Here is a 16,153-nt window from a genome sequence, read left to right as displayed (position 1 = left end):
CCCGCCTGCTCTATGTGATGGACCCCATGTGCTCCTGGTGCTGGGGCTTCGCCCCGGTGGCGTCGGCACTCGCCGAACAGGCCGCGGCGGCCGGCGTTCCGCTGCACCTGGTGGCCGGCGGCCTGCGCACTGGCCAGGGCGCCGCACTGGATGCCAACACCCGGCGCTATATCCTCGAACACTGGCAGGCGGTCCATCGGGCCACCGGGCAGCCGTTCCGTTTCGACGGAGCCCTGCCCGACGACTTCATCTACGACACCGAGCCGGCCTGCCGCGCCATGGTGGTCGCCCGTTCCCTTGCGCCGGAACTGGCCTGGCCGCTGGTTCGGCTGATCCAGCACGCCTTTTACGCCGAAGGCCGCAACGTGACCCAGGCCTCTGTCCTGGTGGAACTGGCCGAACAGGCCGGGATTCCGCGCATCGAGTTCGCCGAAGCCTTCGACGCCGCCTCCAGCCATGAGGCGACCGTTGCCGATTTCACCTGGGTACAGGACCTCGGCATCGCCGGTTTCCCCACCCTGCTGGCCGAGCGAGATGGTCAATTGGCGCTGCTGACCAACGGCTACCAGCCGCTCGACGAACTGGCACGGCTGCTGGGTCGCTGGCTGGAACGGGGCAACCATGCCTGATCGCTTGAGCTGGGCGGAGATCCGCCGTCTGGCCCTGCGCCACAAGAAAGCCCTCTGGCTGGCCAACCTTGTCGCGGTACTGGCCACCCTCTGCAGCGTGCCCATTCCGCTGTTGCTGCCATTGCTGGTGGATGAGGTGCTGTTGCAGCGCGGCAATGCCGCACTGCGCTTCATGGACCACTTCCTGCCCGCGCCCTGGGAAAACGCCGTCGGCTACATCGGCCTGATGCTGGTGGTGACCCTGGTCCTGCGCGGCATGGCCCTGGTGTTCAACGTGCTGCAGGCGCGGCTGTTCGCGCGGCTCGCCAAGGACATCGTCTACCGCATCCGTACCCGCCTGATCGAACGCCTGAAGCGTATTTCCCTCGGCGAATACGAAAGCCTCGGCGGCGGCACCGTCACCGCCCACCTGGTGACCGACCTGGACACCCTGGATAAGTTCGTCGGCGAAACCCTCAGCCGCTTCCTGGTGGCCGTGCTGACCCTTACCGGCACGGCGGCCATCCTGGTCTGGATGCACTGGAAACTGGCGCTGCTGATCCTGCTGTTCAACCCGCTGGTGATCTACGCCACCGTGCAGCTGGGCAAGCGCGTCAAGCACCTGAAGAAGCTGGAGAACGACAGCACCGCGCGCTTCACCCAGGCGCTGACGGAAACCCTGGAAGCCATCCAGGAAGTGCGTACCAGCAACCGCCAGGGCTTCTTCTTCGGCCGTCTCGGCCAGCGCGCCCAGGAAGTCCGCGACTATGCCGTCGCTTCCCAGTGGAAGAGCGACGCGGCGGGGCGCACCAGCGGGTTGCTGTTCCAGTTCGGCATCGACTTCTTCCGCGCCGCGGCCATGCTCACGGTGCTGTTCTCCGACCTGTCCATCGGCCAGATGCTGGCGGTGTTCAGCTACCTCTGGTTCATGATCGGCCCGGTGGAGCAGTTGCTGGGCCTGCAGTATTCCTACTATTCCGCTGGCGCTGCGCTGGGCCGCATCAACGAACTGCTGGCCCGTGCCGACGAGCCCCAGTACAGCCCGAGCGTCGATCCGTTCCGTGGCCGCGAAACCGTGGGCATCGAAGTGAAGGGCCTGCGCTTCGCCTATTCCGACGAACCGGTGCTCGATGGCCTCAACCTCTCCATCGCCCCCGGCGAGAAGGTCGCCATCGTCGGTGCCAGCGGCGGTGGCAAAAGCACCCTGGTGCAACTGCTGCTGGGGCTCTACCAGCCGCAGGCCGGGCAGATCCGCTACGGCGGTTGCCGGCTGGAAGAGATCGGCCTGGCCGAGGTGCGCGACAACGTCGCGGTGGTCCTGCAGCACCCGGCGCTGTTCAACGACAGCGTGCGCGCCAACCTGACCATGGGCCGCGAGCGCAGCGACGACGCCTGCTGGCGTGCCCTGGAAATCGCCCAGCTGGCCGAGACCATCCGCAACCTGCCCCAGAGGCTGGACAGCGTGGTGGGTCGCTCCGGCGTGCGCCTGTCCGGCGGCCAGCGGCAGCGCCTGGCCATCGCCCGCATGGTGCTGGCTGAACCCAAGGTGGTGATCCTCGACGAGGCCACCTCGGCGCTCGATGCGGCCACCGAGTACGCCCTGCACCAGGCCCTTGGCACCTTCCTCAACGGCCGTACCACCCTGATCATCGCCCACCGCCTGTCAGCGGTTAAGCAGGCGGACCGGGTGCTGGTATTCGACGGCGGCCACATCGCCGAAGACGGTGACCACCAGCAGCTCATCGCCGAAGGCGGGCTCTACGCCAAGCTCTACGGGCACCTGCAACAGGGCTGACGGTTGCCCCGATTTTGTTGGGGGCGATTTCAATCGCGAATGAATTCGCCCCCACAAGAGCAAAGAGGCTTATGTAGGTTGGTGCGGGCGGCGTTCCGCTAGAGCGAAGCGAAACCCAACGCTGCGGCGCCTGCGACTGGCCGCGTTGGGCCTCGCAGGCTCGGACCAACCTACGGGGCCGCTGCGCGGCCCTTGGCGAATGTGAGGGCTTTTGTAGGTTGGTCAGAGCGAAGCGAAGCCCAACGCTGCGGCGCCCGTGACTGGCCGCGTTGGGCCTCGCGGGCTCGGACCAACCTACGGGGCCGCTGCGCGGCCCTTGGCGAATGTGAGGGCTTTTGTAGGTTGGTCAGAGCGAAGCGAAGCCCAACGCTGCGGCGCCTGTGACTGGCCACGTTGGGCCTCGCAGGCTCGGACCAACCTACGGGACTCTCCCCCATTCAAGGGCCAGGGCAGCTCAGCCGTACCTCACCGCCTCCAGGAAGACGATGCGCTGGCCGATGTCGTGGAATACCCGCGCCGAGGCGATCTGGTTGTAATCGACCCCATCCAGCAGGCTGAGCATCTGCACGTCGTGGCGATAATGCGGGTGCCAGTCCAGCAGCCCTTCGAGAAAGGCGATCGCATTGACGCCCGGCCGGAAGTTCGCCAGCAACAGACGACCGCCCGGCCGCAGGGCCTGGAACAGGCGGTGGACCAGGCGTTCGCAGCGACGGTCATCCAGCAGCTCAGTGATTCCAGAGGAATACACCAGGTCGTAGCCCTCGAACTCGCACTCACCGTTCAGCAGTTGGTTCAGGTTGCCCAGGCGGGTGCGCACACCCAAGGGACCATAGCTCTTGCGCACCGTGTCCAGTCGCGCCGCGTCGTCATCGAACACCAGCATCTCGCCGAAGTGCCCGTGGCGCAGTTCGCGGGCCAGCTCCGCCTCGCGGAAGTGGCCACCGGCGACACACAGCATGCGCGCGCCCTTGCCGGCGTCCAGGCAGGTTTCGTCCAGGGCGCGGGCAAGCATGCGGCGGCGGCAGCGCAGGGCGCGGGCCGCTTGCGCGCTGGTGGCGAAATCGAACAGCTGGCGGGTGCGCTCCTCGGGCAGGCTGCGCAGGGCGTCCGATTCGACGCCATAGAGATAGTCCAGCAGCAGCGCGTTGCCGCAGCGCAGGCCGGGGCTTGGCAGTGTTCGGCTGGGAAAGGGAAGGATGTTGCTCGGCGGCGGCGCCTCTTCCCGGGGCGGTGCAGGTGTATCGAATCGCAGCCGCTCGCGTTCGGCCTTGATTGCCGCCAGTTCCTGCTTGACCTGTTGTTGTTGCTGGATGCCTCTGCTCAGTTCTTCCGGATCACTGGACTCTTCCACACGCCACCTCCTCTGGCCAAACGTGGATTCCTTGACCCGGCACGCGGGATAAAGGCAGGTGCTATCTCCGTGTAGAACCTTAGTTGATGGCGATCTGCCCGCAATCATTCAGATAGATGAAATCGCGCTTTCAAATGGGCGGATTGCTGCGAATCACAGGCCCTGCAGGCGAGCGAGGAGGGTGACCAGCTCCGCCTGACGTTCCGTTTCGGTCTTGCGGAACAGCGCGCGCAACTGGGTACGGATGGTGTTGATCGAAACATTCAGGCGCTCGGCACAGGCCTCCGGTGCCAAGCCCTGGACGAGCAGGTTGGCCAGGCGTTGCTCCGCCGGACTGAACTGGAACAGGTCAGCCAGCCATTGGCTCCCGGCCTGGCCTTCCAGCAGTGTCAGCAGCACCAGCGGGCCAGTGTGCCGGGCCGACAGCGGCGAAGACTCGGGCACCGGCGTTACCAGCAGGCGCCCTTGCGCTTCACCCGGCAGAGGCAGCCAACCGGCGCGGCGCTTGCCATCCTGGCCGGCAGCCTGGCGGATCAGCGCCTGCAGGCGGCCATCCAGCGTCTTGCCATGCAGCCGTCCCTGAAGGCCCTTCAGGGCGAACGCCGGGTGGCTCAGGCGTTGCTCGGCCTGGCGGTTGCAGTAGCGCACCCGGCCTTCGGCATCCAGCAGCCAGAGCGGCGCGGGGTGGCGTTCCAGCAGCAGGTCGCGGTGGGCCACCTCCAGTTCCAGGTTCTGCAGGTGGTTGGACATCTTCGCGGCGCGCACCAGGTGAGGGCTCAGGCGCATCAGCAGGTCGCGCTGCCGCATCTCCGGCAAGGCCGCGCCCACAGCGGTCAGCAGCGACAGGTAGACGCCCGATTCGGCCTGCTCGTGCAGCTTGATGCAGGAGATGTTGCTCATGCCGAAGGGGAGGTGGAATTCCTGGTAGTACGGGTCGCGGCGGATGCGTTGCGGGCCCAGGTCCTCCAGGTCGTGATACCAGCTGCCCACCGGCCGCGGGACCAGCACGTCCTTGGCCGGATCGAGCTGGTGGTAGTAGGCGTTGTAGACCTCCACGCAGGCCGGGTCGCAGAGGTTGATGGAGGTGACCTGCGGCCGTTTCTCGTGCTGGTCGAGGAAGAGCAGGGCGCCCAACTGGTGGCCGGTGGCCGCCGTCAGAAGTTCCAGCATTGGCCGCCAGGCGCCGCCATCCAGCACGCATTCGTAGCAGAGGTTGACCAGGCTGTCGTAGAGCTCGTCCATGTGCGGCATTGCGTGGCATTCCCCGGCGGTTGGTGGCGCTTTGCTTTCATATGGCACAGGCCAGGACCCCGTGCAAACCGCCGCTGGTCGGCCAACTGCACTCCCGCCTGGAAGCCTGGCTGAACACGCTGTCAAGAAATCCTTACGCAGGCAGAGCGTCTGGCAGGCGGTATCGACGCTTTTTCAGGGCTGTAAGGAAAACTTTCCGGATAGGCCGCCCAGCACGTCGCTGCGGGAGATTCCGCGCCTTGTTCGCCAGGCCCTGCCAGAGTGAGATGGCGCAAACAAAAATTCGGCCCGACGCCATGAATACAGAACTCACCCTCTACGGGTACTGGCGCTCCAGCGCTGCCTACCGCGTGCGTATCGCCCTCAACCTCAAGGGCCTGGCCTATCGTCAGGAGCCGGTGCACCTGGTCAAGGATGGCGGCCAGCAGCATCAGGACGCCTATCGCGAGCTCAACCCCCAGGGCCTGGTGCCGCTGCTGGTGGATGCCGGCAATGCCGGTGGCGAAATCCGCATCGCCCAGTCCCTGGCCATCCTCGAATACCTCGACGAAGTCTTCCCCGTACCGGCCCTGCTGCCGGCCGACCCCGCCCAGCGCGCCCTGGTGCGCTCGCTGGCCATGCACATCGTCTGCGATGTACATCCGCTGAACAACCTGCGGGTGCTGCAGTACCTCAAGGCTGAACTGGGCGTCGCCGACGAGGCCAAGGATGCCTGGTACCGCCACTGGGTGGACGTAGGTCTCGCCGCTGTGGAAAAGGGCCTGGAATCCTTCGGCGGCAAGCTCTCCCTGGGCAGCCGCCCCGGCTACCTGGAAGCCTGTCTGGTTCCCCAGATCTACAACGCACGACGCTTCGACTGTGACCTGTCGGCCTATCCGCGCATCCTCGATATCGCTGCGCGCTGCGAAGCCCTCGAAGCATTCAGGAATGCTGCTCCGGAGGTACAGCCAGACGCACAGTAATCCGGGGTCTGGTCTACCCACCTGCCTTGCAACGTGCCGCCGGACCACAAGCCCGGCGGGTGAAATCCCGTCACGACAACAACAAAAGGTGACGCAATGAGTGAGATGCAACACTCGGGCGAGCTGAAACGCGGCCTGAAGAATCGCCACATCCAGCTGATCGCCCTCGGCGGCGCCATCGGCACCGGTCTCTTCCTCGGTTCCGCCGGCGTGCTCAAGTCCGCCGGTCCTTCGATGATTCTCGGCTACGCCATCTGCGGCTTCATCGCCTTCCTGATCATGCGCCAGCTGGGCGAAATGATCGTCGAAGAGCCGGTCGCCGGCTCCTTCAGCCACTTCGCACACAAATACTGGGGCGGTTTCGCCGGCTTCCTCTCGGGCTGGAACTGCTGGGTGCTCTATATCCTGGTCGGCATGTCCGAACTCACCGCCGTGGGCAAGTACATCCACTACTGGTGGCCGGACGTCCCCACCTGGGCCACTGCCGCCGTCTTCTTCCTGGTGGTCAACGCCATCAACCTGGCCAACGTGAAACTCTTCGGCGAGGCCGAGTTCTGGTTCGCCATGATCAAGGTGGTCGCCATCGTCGGCATGATCGTCCTCGGCTGCTGGATGCTGTTCAGCGGTAGCGGCGGCGAGCAGGCAACGGTCGCCAACCTCTGGGCCCATGGCGGCTTCTTCCCCAACGGCGTCAGCGGGCTGGTGATGGCCATGGCCTTCATCATGTTCTCCTTCGGCGGCCTGGAAATGCTCGGCTTCACCGCTGCCGAGGCCGACAAGCCGAAGCAGGTGATCCCGAAGGCCATCAACCAGGTCATCTACCGCATCCTGATCTTCTATGTCGGCGCCCTGGTCGTGCTGCTCTCCCTGAGCCCCTGGGACGCGCTGCTGGCTTCCATCAACGGCGCGGGCGATGCCTACAGCGGCAGCCCCTTCGTGAAGATCTTCGCGCTGATCGGCAGCGACACCGCCGCCCACCTGCTGAACTTCGTGGTGCTGACTGCTGCGGTGTCGGTCTACAACAGCGGTACCTACTGCAACGGCCGCATGCTGCTGGGCCTGGCCGAGCAGGGTGATGCCCCGCGCGTCCTGGCCAAGGTGGACAAGCGCGGCGTACCGGTACGTTCGCTGCTGGTGTCGGCGGCCGTGACCTTCCTCGCCGTGGTGATCAACTACGTGGTCCCGCAGAACGCGCTGGAACTGCTGATGTCCCTGGTGGTAGCTGCTCTGGTGATCAACTGGGCGATGATCAGTTACTCCCACCTGAAGTTCCGCCAGCAGATGGACAAGGACGGTGTTCGCACCGGCTTCCGCTCCCTCTGGTACCCGATGAGCAACTACCTGTGCCTGGCCTTCGTACTGTTCATCCTCGGCATCATGCTGATGATCCCGGGCATCCAGGTATCGGTGTACGCCATCCCGGTATGGCTGCTGGTGATGTGGGGTTGCTACCGCCTGAAGCTCGGCAGCAAGGCCCAGGCCAGCAAGGTCGCAGGTTACGAAGCGGGTTGATACTCAGCTGTACGAACAAGAAAAGAACCCCGGCCAGGTGCCGGGGTTCTGCTTTGTAGGTTGGGTAGAGGAACGAAACCCAACAGGCTGGGTTTCAGGCCCTTGCTTAGCCTGTCGTACCGCTAATCGTTGGGCTTCGCTTCGCTCAGCCGCAACCTACGGGTTTTGCGTCAATCAAATCTGAAACCGCGCCACCGACGACTGCATCGCACTGGCCACGGCGTCCAGGCTTTCGGCGGCGTTGGCGAGGTCGCGCATGGCCTGGCTGTTGCTCCGCGACATCTGGGCGATCAGCTCCACCCGCTGGGCCACTTCGCTACTGGCCCTGGACTGCTCGCCAATGGTGTGGGAAATCTCCTCCACCACTTCCGCCGCACGGTGGGCGCCGCTGCGGATCTCGCTGATCGACTCGCCCGCCTGCCGTGCCAGGCCAACGCCGTCCTGCACCCGCTCCACGCCCGTCTGCATGCTGTCCACCGCTTGCTGGGTGGACTCGCGGATGCGCTGGATCATCCCGGTGATCTCCTGGGTCGACTGCGCAGTGCGCGCCGCCAGGTTGCGTACTTCGTCCGCCACCACCGCAAAGCCGCGCCCGGCTTCCCCGGCGCGGGCGGCCTCGATGGCGGCGTTCAGCGCCAGCAGGTTGGTCTGTTCGGCGATGCCTTTGATCACCTGGATGATGGAGTGGATTTCCTCCGACGATTGGCCCAGCGCCGTGATGGTGCTGGACGACTGGTTCACCGCGTCGGCGATGCGGTTCATGCCGTCCACCACGCCGAGTATCACCGTGCCGCCGCTGCCGGCCAGGTCCTCGGACTGGGCGGAAATGCTCTGCGCATTGCGCGCATGTTCGGCAATCTGGCCGATGTTGGCGATCATCTGCTCCATGGCCGCGGCCATGCTGGTGGCGCTGTCGGATTGCTCGCTGGCGCCGTCGACGATGCTCTGCGAGGTTTCGCTGAGGCGATGGGCAGTGCCGCGCAGTTCCTCGCTCTCACTGCGGATGGTGGCAATCATCTGCCGCAGGTTGCCCTGCATGTCGGCCAGGGCCCGCTGCAACTGGCCGGCTTCGTCGTCGCTGTCGATGCTGACCTGGGTGAGCAGGTTGCCCTGGGCGATGGCGCGGGCCACGCCGACGGTTTTCTCCAGCGGGCGCAGGACCGCGCGCATCAGCTGGCTGGTCACCAGGCAGAGCAGGCCGATCACCAGCAGGATGCCGCCCACCAGCCAGGCGGCGGCGCTGCTCACGGCGGCCTCGCCATCGCTACGGGTCTTCGCCGCGTGGGCTTCGATATTGCCGCTCAGCGCCTCGTTCTTCTCTTCCAGCTCGCCGAAGCTGCGCTCGAAGGCCGACAGCTCGCCACGCGCCGCCTGCGGATCGCGTAAGGCGAGATTGACGATGCGTTCGGCATCGCCGATGTAAGCCTCCAGGGCTGGCTGGGACTCGGCGATGGCGCTGTGGATATCCGCCGTCAGCGGCAGCTTGGCGTTCTCGCCCAGGGTGCGGCGGAACCATTCGCTGTGGTCGCGCAGATCACTGCGTACCTGGTCGGCCCCAGCCTGGTCGCCCGGCTGCACCACCAGCGCCGCCAGCACGTCGGCGCGCAGGGCGTCGTGCATCATGTCGCCCTCCAGGTGATTGCGCAGGGCGCTGACACTCAGCTGGTTCTCCGCCAGCGCCCCGGCCAGTTCGGTCTGTCCCCAGTATCCGATGCCACCCAGCAGGGCTGCGGCCAGCACGCTGATCGCTCCGGAGGCGACCATTTTCTGTCTTATTTTCATGTCCCGTCCCCGCTGGTGAAGTCCGATGCTGGCAAGGGTAGTCCAGCCGCAAGTGCCGCTAGAGACTTTATCGGCCGCAGGTTTGGCGTCATGAGGGCAGGGCGGATCCGCCAGTTTTCTAGCGCTGCAGCAGCCCCGCCCAGGTGGAAAGCGGAACCGCCTGATCCTCATGCCAGATCCGTTGCCAGAGCACCTTGAGCCGCTCCAGATCCCCTCGGTCGGTATGCCAGCGGCGAGCTTCCGTCACCGGCTGCCAGCGGCCGTCCCGGCGTTCTGCGAGGATGAAACGGAAGGGATGGAAACCGGTCATGCCCAGGCGCAGGTCGGTGACCACCAACACCTGGTCGATCTGGTCGTAGCGCAGGATGCCGTGGGTGAACCAGGCCAGCCGCAGGTGTTGCGGCGAATCCCGCAGGCGCCGCGCCAGTTCGGTGCCCCGAGGGATGCGTTCCAGCCGTGGCGGTTCGTGGTCGAACCAGCTCACCAGGGCTTCGTGGTAGTCCTCGCCGTCGAGCACGATCACCCGCCAGAGCAGGGTGTTGAACGGTGTCGGTGTACTGAACATCGCCTGCGGGCGAATGCTTTCCCGTTCCAGCACCTCATGCACACGCTGCTCGGCCATGAACTTGCCGCCGAGGGTCGAGAGCAGATAGAGGCTGGACAGCGCCAGTGCCGCAACCGGCAAGCGCGGCGTGCGGTCACGCAGGCCGAACAGCACGCCGCCAATCACCGCCGCCAGCAGGGGCAGGGTGTAGAGCGGGTCGATAATGAAGATGCTTGACCAGGCGATGGGAGGCGTCATCAGTGGCCAGAACAACTGGGTGCCATAGCTGGTGAAGCAATCCAGCAGCGGGTGGGTCACCAGCACCAGCCAGAGGGTGAGGAACAGCCGCTGCGTGGAATAGCCGGGATTTGGCCGCCATCGTCGCACCAGCATGGTGAGCAACGCCGCCAGGGCGCTGAGCACGAAGATCGAATGGCTGAAGCCCCGGTGGTAGGTCATCGCCGCCACGGCATCGGTGTAGCGGATCACCACGTCCAGGTCGGGGAGCGTGCCGAGCACTGCGCCGTAGAGCAGCGCCTTGCGCCCTTGCCAGCGTCCGAGCAGCGCGCCCTGGATGGTGGCGCCGAGCACTGCCTGGGTGAGTGAGTCCATCGCCGTCCCTCGAGAGTGATCCGTCGGCTAAGTTACTGCGCCGGTGGCTCATTCTGCAGTGGGAAATTTCCACCAGATTTTTCCGCTGGATTCCACGGCTGTCTGCTTCGCGAATTCATTTGCTGTGTCCGCATTAAGTGTTGCAAGGGGCTGGATTGCACGTAGGAGCTGGCTTGCCAGCGAATGGCGCCGTTTCGCTAGCAAGCTAGCTCCTACAAGGCCCCTGGACCGATGGCCGATCTGTGGCAACAGCTAACGCAGACATAGCCGAAGCCCCGTCCCACGCGCCTTTCGCGCTAGTCCCAACGGACGATGCCCGCTCCCCGGGCCACCGATTTAATCCCTCCCCATAGAGCCCCGCGCTTGGCGTGCGCGGCGATAACGACAATGAGGAGAACCGCATGGATATCCGTGGCCTGGGGTACGTCACCGTAGCCTCGACAGACCTGAACCGCTGGCGCGAGTACGCCGCCGGGGTACTTGGCATGATGGTGGATGCCGTTGCGGACGAGCGGCTCTACCTGAAGATGGACGAGCGCCCCTACCGCATCCTGGTGGAGCGTGCCGACCGTGACGGCTACGGCGCCTGTGGCTGGGAAGTCGCCGGCAAGGCCGCCTTCGAACAGGCCATCGCCGAACTGCAGCAGGCCGACGTCGAGGTCCAGCGCGCCAGCGCAGCCGACGCGTCCGGCCGCAAGGTGCAGGAGCTGGCGCGCTTCGCCGACCCGGATGGCAACCGCCACGAACTCTTCTGGGGACCGCAGCAGAACTTCGCACCCTTCGTTTCCCCGGCTGGCGTTAGCGGCTTCGTCACCAGCGACCTGGGCATGGGCCACGCGGTGCTGCCGGCACCCTCTTTCGACCGCTGCCTGGACTTCTACGAGCGCGTCATGGGCTTCGGTCTCTCCGACCTGATGAAAGTGCGCTTCACCCCTGATCCGGCCGAACCGGAAAAACGCATCCACTTCCTCCACTGCAACAACGGCCGCCATCACTCCCTGGCGCTGTTCGAGTGCCCGATCCCTTCGGGCTGCGTGCACCTCATGGTGGAAGTAGGCGAGTTGGACGACGTGGGTCGCGCCCTGGACCGCATGCACGCCAGCGGCGTGAAGCTGTCCGCCACCCTCGGTCGCCACACCAACGACGACATGACCAGCTTCTACATGCAGACCCCGGGCGGCTTCGACCTGGAGTACGGCTGCGGCGGCAAGGTCATGGACTGGGAGCGCCACACACCCTTCGAGAGCACCGTGGTCAGCCACTGGGGCCACGACTTCAGCGTCGGCCGTCAATAAGGAGCCGCCCATGGACAAACGCATGACCGCCGCCGACGTGGTCGGCCAGCTACGCGACGGCATGACTATCGGCATTGGTGGATGGGGCCCGCGGCGTAAGCCCATGGCTCTCGTTCGCGAGATCCTCCGCTCCGACCTCAAGGACCTCACCGTGGTCGCTTACGGCGGCGCCGACATCGGCATGCTCTGTGCCGCCGGCAAGGTGAAGAAGCTGATCTACGCCTTCGTCTCGCTGGACTTCATTCCGCTGGAACCCTACTTCCGCAAAGCCCGCCAGGAAGGCGCGGTGGACGTGATGGAAATCGACGAAGGCATGCTGCTGCTTGGTCTCAAGGCCGCCGCCATGGGCGTGCCCTTCATTCCCACCGCCGTGGGTCTGGGTACCGATGTACTGCGCATCAACCCGGAACTGAAGCTGGTCAGCTCGCCCTACGACGACAGCCGCGACTGGGTCGCCATGCCGGCGCTGAAGCTGGATGCCGCGCTGATCCACGTCGACCGCGCCGATGCCCGTGGCGTCTGCCAGATCGCCGGCCCGGATCACTACATGGACGACCTCTTCGTGCGTGCCGCCGAGAAGGCCTACGTGAGTTGCGACGAACTGGTGGACAGCGCCTGGTTCCACGAGGACCCGTCCCGCGCCCGTCAGGTGTTCTGGGAGCGCAACTGCACCAGTGCCGTGGTGCACCTGGCAGGCGGCGCCCATCCGTCGTCCTGCGCGCCGCTCTACGGCTTCGATACCGCCCACTTCAAGGCCTACAACGCATCGGCCGCCGAGCCGGATGGCTGGCAGGCCTACATGGAACGCTACGTCAACTGCGGGGAAGCGGAATACCTGGCCCGTGTAGGCGGCCTGGACGCGATTCGCCAACTGCCGCTCCCGGTTTTCTGAGGACGCTGAGATGACTGCCACCAATCAACCCTACAGCCTCGCCGAACTGATGATCTGCGCCGCTTCCGAAGCGTTCGCGGACGACGGTGAGGTGCTCGCCACCGGCATCGGCGTGTTGCAGCGCCTGGCCGCGTCGCTGGCGATGCTCAACAGCAACGCCAAACTGATGATGACTGACTCCGAAGCCTTCATGGTCGCCGAGCCGGTGCCGATCGGCCCGCGCGGCGGCTACCAGCCCAAGTTCGACAGCTGGATGGGTTTCTCGCGCATCTTCGACAACGTCTGGAGCGGCAAGCGCCACGCCCTGGTGGGCCCGGTGCAGATCGACCGCTTCGGCCAGGCCAACATTTCCTGCATCGGCGACCACGCCAAACCCAAGTCGCAGATGCTCGGGGTGCGCGGCTTCCCCGGCAACTCCATCAGCCACGCCAACTCCTTCATGGTGCCCGGCCACAACAAGCGGGTGTTCGTGGACGGTGAAGTGGATGTGGTGGCCTCGGTTGGCTACAACCCCGAGCGCCTCGCCCGTGGCTGGTCGCTCGACGAAATCGACCTGCGCCTGATCGTCACCGATCTCTGCGTGCTCGACTTCCAGGGCCCCGACCGGCAGATGCGCATCCGCTCGCTGCACCCGGGCGTCACGGTGGACGAAGTGCAGGCCGCCACCGGCTTCCCGCTGTGTGTGCCGGACGAGATCCCGACCACCGCCGCGCCGACCCTCGAACAATTGATCCTCATCCAGCAACTGGACCCGCACAACCTGCGCGCCAGCCAGCTCAAGGACAATCCGCCGGGCGTGCGCGCCCAGGCCATGACCCACTAAGGCGGAGCCGCACACATGAGCCACGAACAGGCCGCAGAAGCAGAGGTGGTGCAGTACGAGGTGCAGGGCCCGCTGGCCCTGGTCACCATGTACCGCCCCGAGTACCACAACGCGCAGAACTCGCGCATGACCTACGCCCTGGACGCCGCCTTCAAGCGCGCCTGCGACGACGACAACGTCAAGGTCATCGTCCTGCGTGGCGCCGGCAAGCACTTCTCCGCCGGCCACGACATCGGTACGCCGGGTCGCGATGTCAATCAGAGCTTCGAGCGCACCAGCCTCTGGTACGACCACGTGAACAAGCCGGGCGGCGAGTTCCTCTACGCCCGCGAACAGGAGGTCTACCTCGGCATGTGCCGGCGCTGGCGTGACATGCCCAAGCCGACCATCGCCATGGTGCAGGGCGCCTGCATCGCCGGCGGGCTGATGCTGGCCTGGGTCTGCGACCTGATCATCGCCTCGGAAGACGCCTACTTCTCCGATCCGGTGGTGCGCATGGGCATTCCTGGTGTCGAGTACTTCGCCCATGTGCACGAACTGAATCCGCGCATCGCCAAGGAATTCCTCTTCCTCGGCGAGCGCATGGGCGCCGAGCGTGCCTATCAGATGGGCATGGTCAACAAGGTGGTGCCCCGCGACGTGCTGGAAGACGTGACCCTGGACGTGGCGCGGCGCATCGCGCAGATGCCGCGCATGGGCCTGCAGCTCACCAAGCAGGCGGTGAACAACGCAGAAGACCTGATGGGCAAGCGCGCCACCATGGACATGGTGTTCGGCCTGCACCACTTCGCCCACGTGCACAACGAACTGATCAGTGGCGACAAGCTGGGTGGCTACGACGCCCGCGCCATGGCTCAGTCCCAGCGCAACCCGTCGGAGGCGTGATGGCGATCTCCCTCGACACCCGCCTGACCCGCCTGCTGGGCTGCCGCTACCCGATCATCCAGACCGCCATGGGCTGGGTGGCCGACCCGAGACTGGTGGCGGCCACCGGCAATGCCGGTGGCTTCGGCTTCCTCGCCGGGGCCACCATCGAACCGCAACACATGGAAGCCGCCATCCTCGAGACCAAGCGGCTGACCGACCAGCCCTTCGGCGTCAACTTCCACATGTACCAGGCCAACGCCGGCGAGATCGTCGAGCTGGTGCTCAAGCACGGCGTGCGTGCGGTGAGCTACAGCCGCTCGCCGGGCAAGGCGATGATCACCCGGCTGAAGGATGCCGGCGTGGTCTGCATACCCACCGTGGGCGCACTCAAGCACGCGGTGAAAGCCGTGGAGATGGGCGCTGACGCCGTGACCGTGCAGGGCGGGGAGGGCGGTGGCCACACCGGCTCGGTGCCCACCTCGATCCTGCTCGGCCAGGTTGTGGATGCCGTCGATGTTCCGGTGGTCGCCGCTGGCGGCTTCAAGGACGGACGCGGCCTGGTGTCCGCCCTGGCCCTCGGCGCCGACGGCATCGCCATGGGCACGCGCTTCTTGATGAGCGCCGACAGCCCGGTGCCGCCGGCCACCCTGGAGCGCTACCTGAAGGTCCGCGATCCGGCCGCCATCATCGTCAGCCGCGCCATCGACGGCATGCCCCAGCGGATGATCCGCAACGAATTGCTCGACAGCCTGGAGCGCTCCGGCGGCCTCAAGCGCCTCTTGCTGGCCCTGCGCAGTGCCCTGGCCTACCGCCGCCACAGTGGCGCCAGCATCGGCCAGTTGCTCGGCAGCGCCCTGAAACTTGGCGGCGCAGATGGCCTGACCGCTGCCCAGACACTGATGGCCGCCAACGCGCCCATGGTGATCCAGAAGGCTATGGTCGACGGCCTTCCGGCCGAGGGCGTGCTGCCCGCCGGACAGGTCGCCGCCGCCATCGACAGCCTGCCGGGCTGCGCCGAACTCATCGAATCCATCGTGCAGCAGGCCGAGCAGCGACTCGCCGAGCTGTGCCGCCGTGCGTCCTGAGGGGGAGAAGGTCATGGCCACACCATTCAACGTCAGTCTCGATAACGGCATCGCCGAAATGGTCTTCGACCATCCGCCGGTGAACGCCTTCGACAGCAAGGGCTGGGCAGCCATCGCCGCCGAGCTGGAACGCCTGGGCGAATCGCCCGAGGTCCGCGTCATCGTCATCCGCGCCGAGGGGCGGGGTTTCTGCGCCGGTGTGGACATCAAGGAACTGGCCGCCGACGGCAACCTGATCGTCGCCGTCAACAAGGGCAACTACGACAGCTTCAAGGCCGTCCACCGCAATCCCAAGCCGGTAATCATCGCCGTGCACGGCTTCGTCCTCGGCGGCGGCATTGGCCTCTGCGGCGCGGCGGACATCCTGGTCGCCTCCGACTGCGCGCGTTTCGGCGTGCCTGAAGTGGACCGTGGCGCCATGGGCGGCGGCGCTCACCTGCAGCGCCTGTTCCCGGTGCAGAAGGTGCGCCACATGTATTTCACCGGCGAGATGATCGACGCCGCCGAGGCCTACCGCCTGGGCGCCGTGGAGCGCGTGGTGCCCCGCGGCGAACTGCGCGAGGCGGCCCTGGATATCGCTCGCAAGATCGCCGCCAAGAGCCCGGCCATGATCGCCCTGGCGAAAGAGGCGCTGACCGGCATCGAGGACGGCAACCTCGAAGACAAATACCGCTGGGAGCAGGGCTTCACCCTGCAGGCCTATCGCTCGCTGGATTCCCAGGAAGCCCGCGATGCCTTCGTCGACAAGCGCACTGCCACCTTCAAGGGCTAAAG

14 protein-coding genes are annotated in these 16,153 nt (G+C 65.9%); 10 read left to right on the top strand and 4 right to left on the bottom strand.

Features of this window, described 5'->3' with window-relative positions; genetic code table 11:
- The first annotated feature begins 26 nt into the window (after positions 1-26).
- Positions 27-629: a DsbA family protein gene (locus E8F06_RS29065; protein ID WP_280372647.1), complete on the top strand. Its 603-nt coding sequence runs from the start codon at positions 27-29 to the stop codon at positions 627-629.
- Positions 622-2,403, top strand: coding sequence for an ABC transporter ATP-binding protein (locus E8F06_RS29060; protein WP_280372601.1), 1,782 nt, complete (start codon positions 622-624; stop codon positions 2,401-2,403). Before E8F06_RS29065 ends, E8F06_RS29060 begins: the two co-directional genes overlap by 8 nt.
- Positions 2,404-2,857: 454 nt before the next feature.
- On the opposite strand, the gene E8F06_RS29055 is transcribed toward E8F06_RS29060, so the two are convergent.
- Positions 2,858-3,754, bottom strand: coding sequence for a class I SAM-dependent methyltransferase (locus E8F06_RS29055; protein WP_280372600.1), 897 nt, complete (start codon positions 3,752-3,754; stop codon positions 2,858-2,860).
- Positions 3,755-3,907: 153 nt separating this feature from the next.
- The gene (locus E8F06_RS29050; protein ID WP_280372599.1) at positions 3,908-5,005 is read right to left on the bottom strand and encodes a helix-turn-helix transcriptional regulator; all 1,098 of its coding nucleotides are present in this window, start codon (positions 5,003-5,005) and stop codon (positions 3,908-3,910) included.
- Positions 5,006-5,301: 296 nt separating this feature from the next.
- Here E8F06_RS29050 and maiA point away from each other — a divergent pair, with 296 nt between their 5' ends.
- Together maiA and E8F06_RS29040 are read left to right on the top strand one after the other, a co-directional pair.
- Positions 5,302-5,967 carry a maleylacetoacetate isomerase gene (maiA, locus tag E8F06_RS29045; protein WP_280372598.1) on the top strand — a complete coding sequence of 222 codons (666 nt, stop codon included), beginning with the start codon at positions 5,302-5,304 and terminating at the stop codon, positions 5,965-5,967.
- Between the two features lie 96 nt (positions 5,968-6,063).
- Entirely contained in the window at positions 6,064-7,479 is a 1,416-nt protein-coding gene (locus tag E8F06_RS29040) for an amino acid permease (protein WP_280372597.1), read from the top strand.
- A 174-nt stretch (positions 7,480-7,653) separates the two neighbouring features.
- Here E8F06_RS29040 and E8F06_RS29035 read toward each other — a convergent pair whose 3' ends face one another.
- Both E8F06_RS29035 and E8F06_RS29030 read right to left on the bottom strand, forming a co-directional pair.
- The gene (locus E8F06_RS29035; protein WP_280372596.1) at positions 7,654-9,261 is read right to left on the bottom strand and encodes a methyl-accepting chemotaxis protein; all 1,608 of its coding nucleotides are present in this window, start codon (positions 9,259-9,261) and stop codon (positions 7,654-7,656) included.
- Positions 9,262-9,379: 118 nt separating this feature from the next.
- Positions 9,380-10,417 (bottom strand): metal-dependent hydrolase, encoded by a 1,038-nt coding sequence (locus E8F06_RS29030; protein WP_280372595.1) that lies wholly within the window; start codon positions 10,415-10,417, stop codon positions 9,380-9,382.
- 401 nt (positions 10,418-10,818) lie between these two features.
- On the opposite strand from E8F06_RS29030, the gene E8F06_RS29025 reads away from it, so the two are divergent.
- Genes E8F06_RS29025 through E8F06_RS29000 form a run of 6 tightly spaced genes read left to right on the top strand, consistent with a single transcriptional unit; the run spans position 10,819 to position 16,151 of the window.
- Positions 10,819-11,712: a VOC family protein gene (locus tag E8F06_RS29025; protein WP_280372594.1), complete on the top strand. Its 894-nt coding sequence runs from the start codon at positions 10,819-10,821 to the stop codon at positions 11,710-11,712.
- A 10-nt stretch (positions 11,713-11,722) separates the two neighbouring features.
- Positions 11,723-12,604 carry a CoA-transferase gene (locus tag E8F06_RS29020; protein WP_280372593.1) on the top strand — a complete coding sequence of 294 codons (882 nt, stop codon included), beginning with the start codon at positions 11,723-11,725 and terminating at the stop codon, positions 12,602-12,604.
- Between the two features lie 10 nt (positions 12,605-12,614).
- The gene (locus E8F06_RS29015; protein ID WP_280372592.1) at positions 12,615-13,427 is read left to right on the top strand and encodes a ketoacid CoA transferase; all 813 of its coding nucleotides are present in this window, start codon (positions 12,615-12,617) and stop codon (positions 13,425-13,427) included.
- Between the two features lie 15 nt (positions 13,428-13,442).
- The gene (locus E8F06_RS29010; protein ID WP_280372591.1) at positions 13,443-14,312 is read left to right on the top strand and encodes an enoyl-CoA hydratase; all 870 of its coding nucleotides are present in this window, start codon (positions 13,443-13,445) and stop codon (positions 14,310-14,312) included.
- The gene (locus E8F06_RS29005) at positions 14,312-15,379 is read left to right on the top strand and encodes a nitronate monooxygenase (protein WP_280372590.1); all 1,068 of its coding nucleotides are present in this window, start codon (positions 14,312-14,314) and stop codon (positions 15,377-15,379) included. The genes E8F06_RS29010 and E8F06_RS29005 overlap by 1 nt, the downstream gene beginning before the upstream one ends.
- A gap of 13 nt (positions 15,380-15,392) precedes the next feature.
- Positions 15,393-16,151, top strand: coding sequence for an enoyl-CoA hydratase family protein (locus tag E8F06_RS29000; protein ID WP_280372589.1), 759 nt, complete (start codon positions 15,393-15,395; stop codon positions 16,149-16,151).
- Positions 16,152-16,153 lie beyond the last annotated feature (2 nt).

This window comes from Pseudomonas sp. BN411 (genome assembly GCF_029871235.1).
GTDB lineage: Bacteria > Pseudomonadota > Gammaproteobacteria > Pseudomonadales > Pseudomonadaceae > Metapseudomonas.
This window is presented reverse-complemented; position numbering and strand designations above follow the sequence as displayed.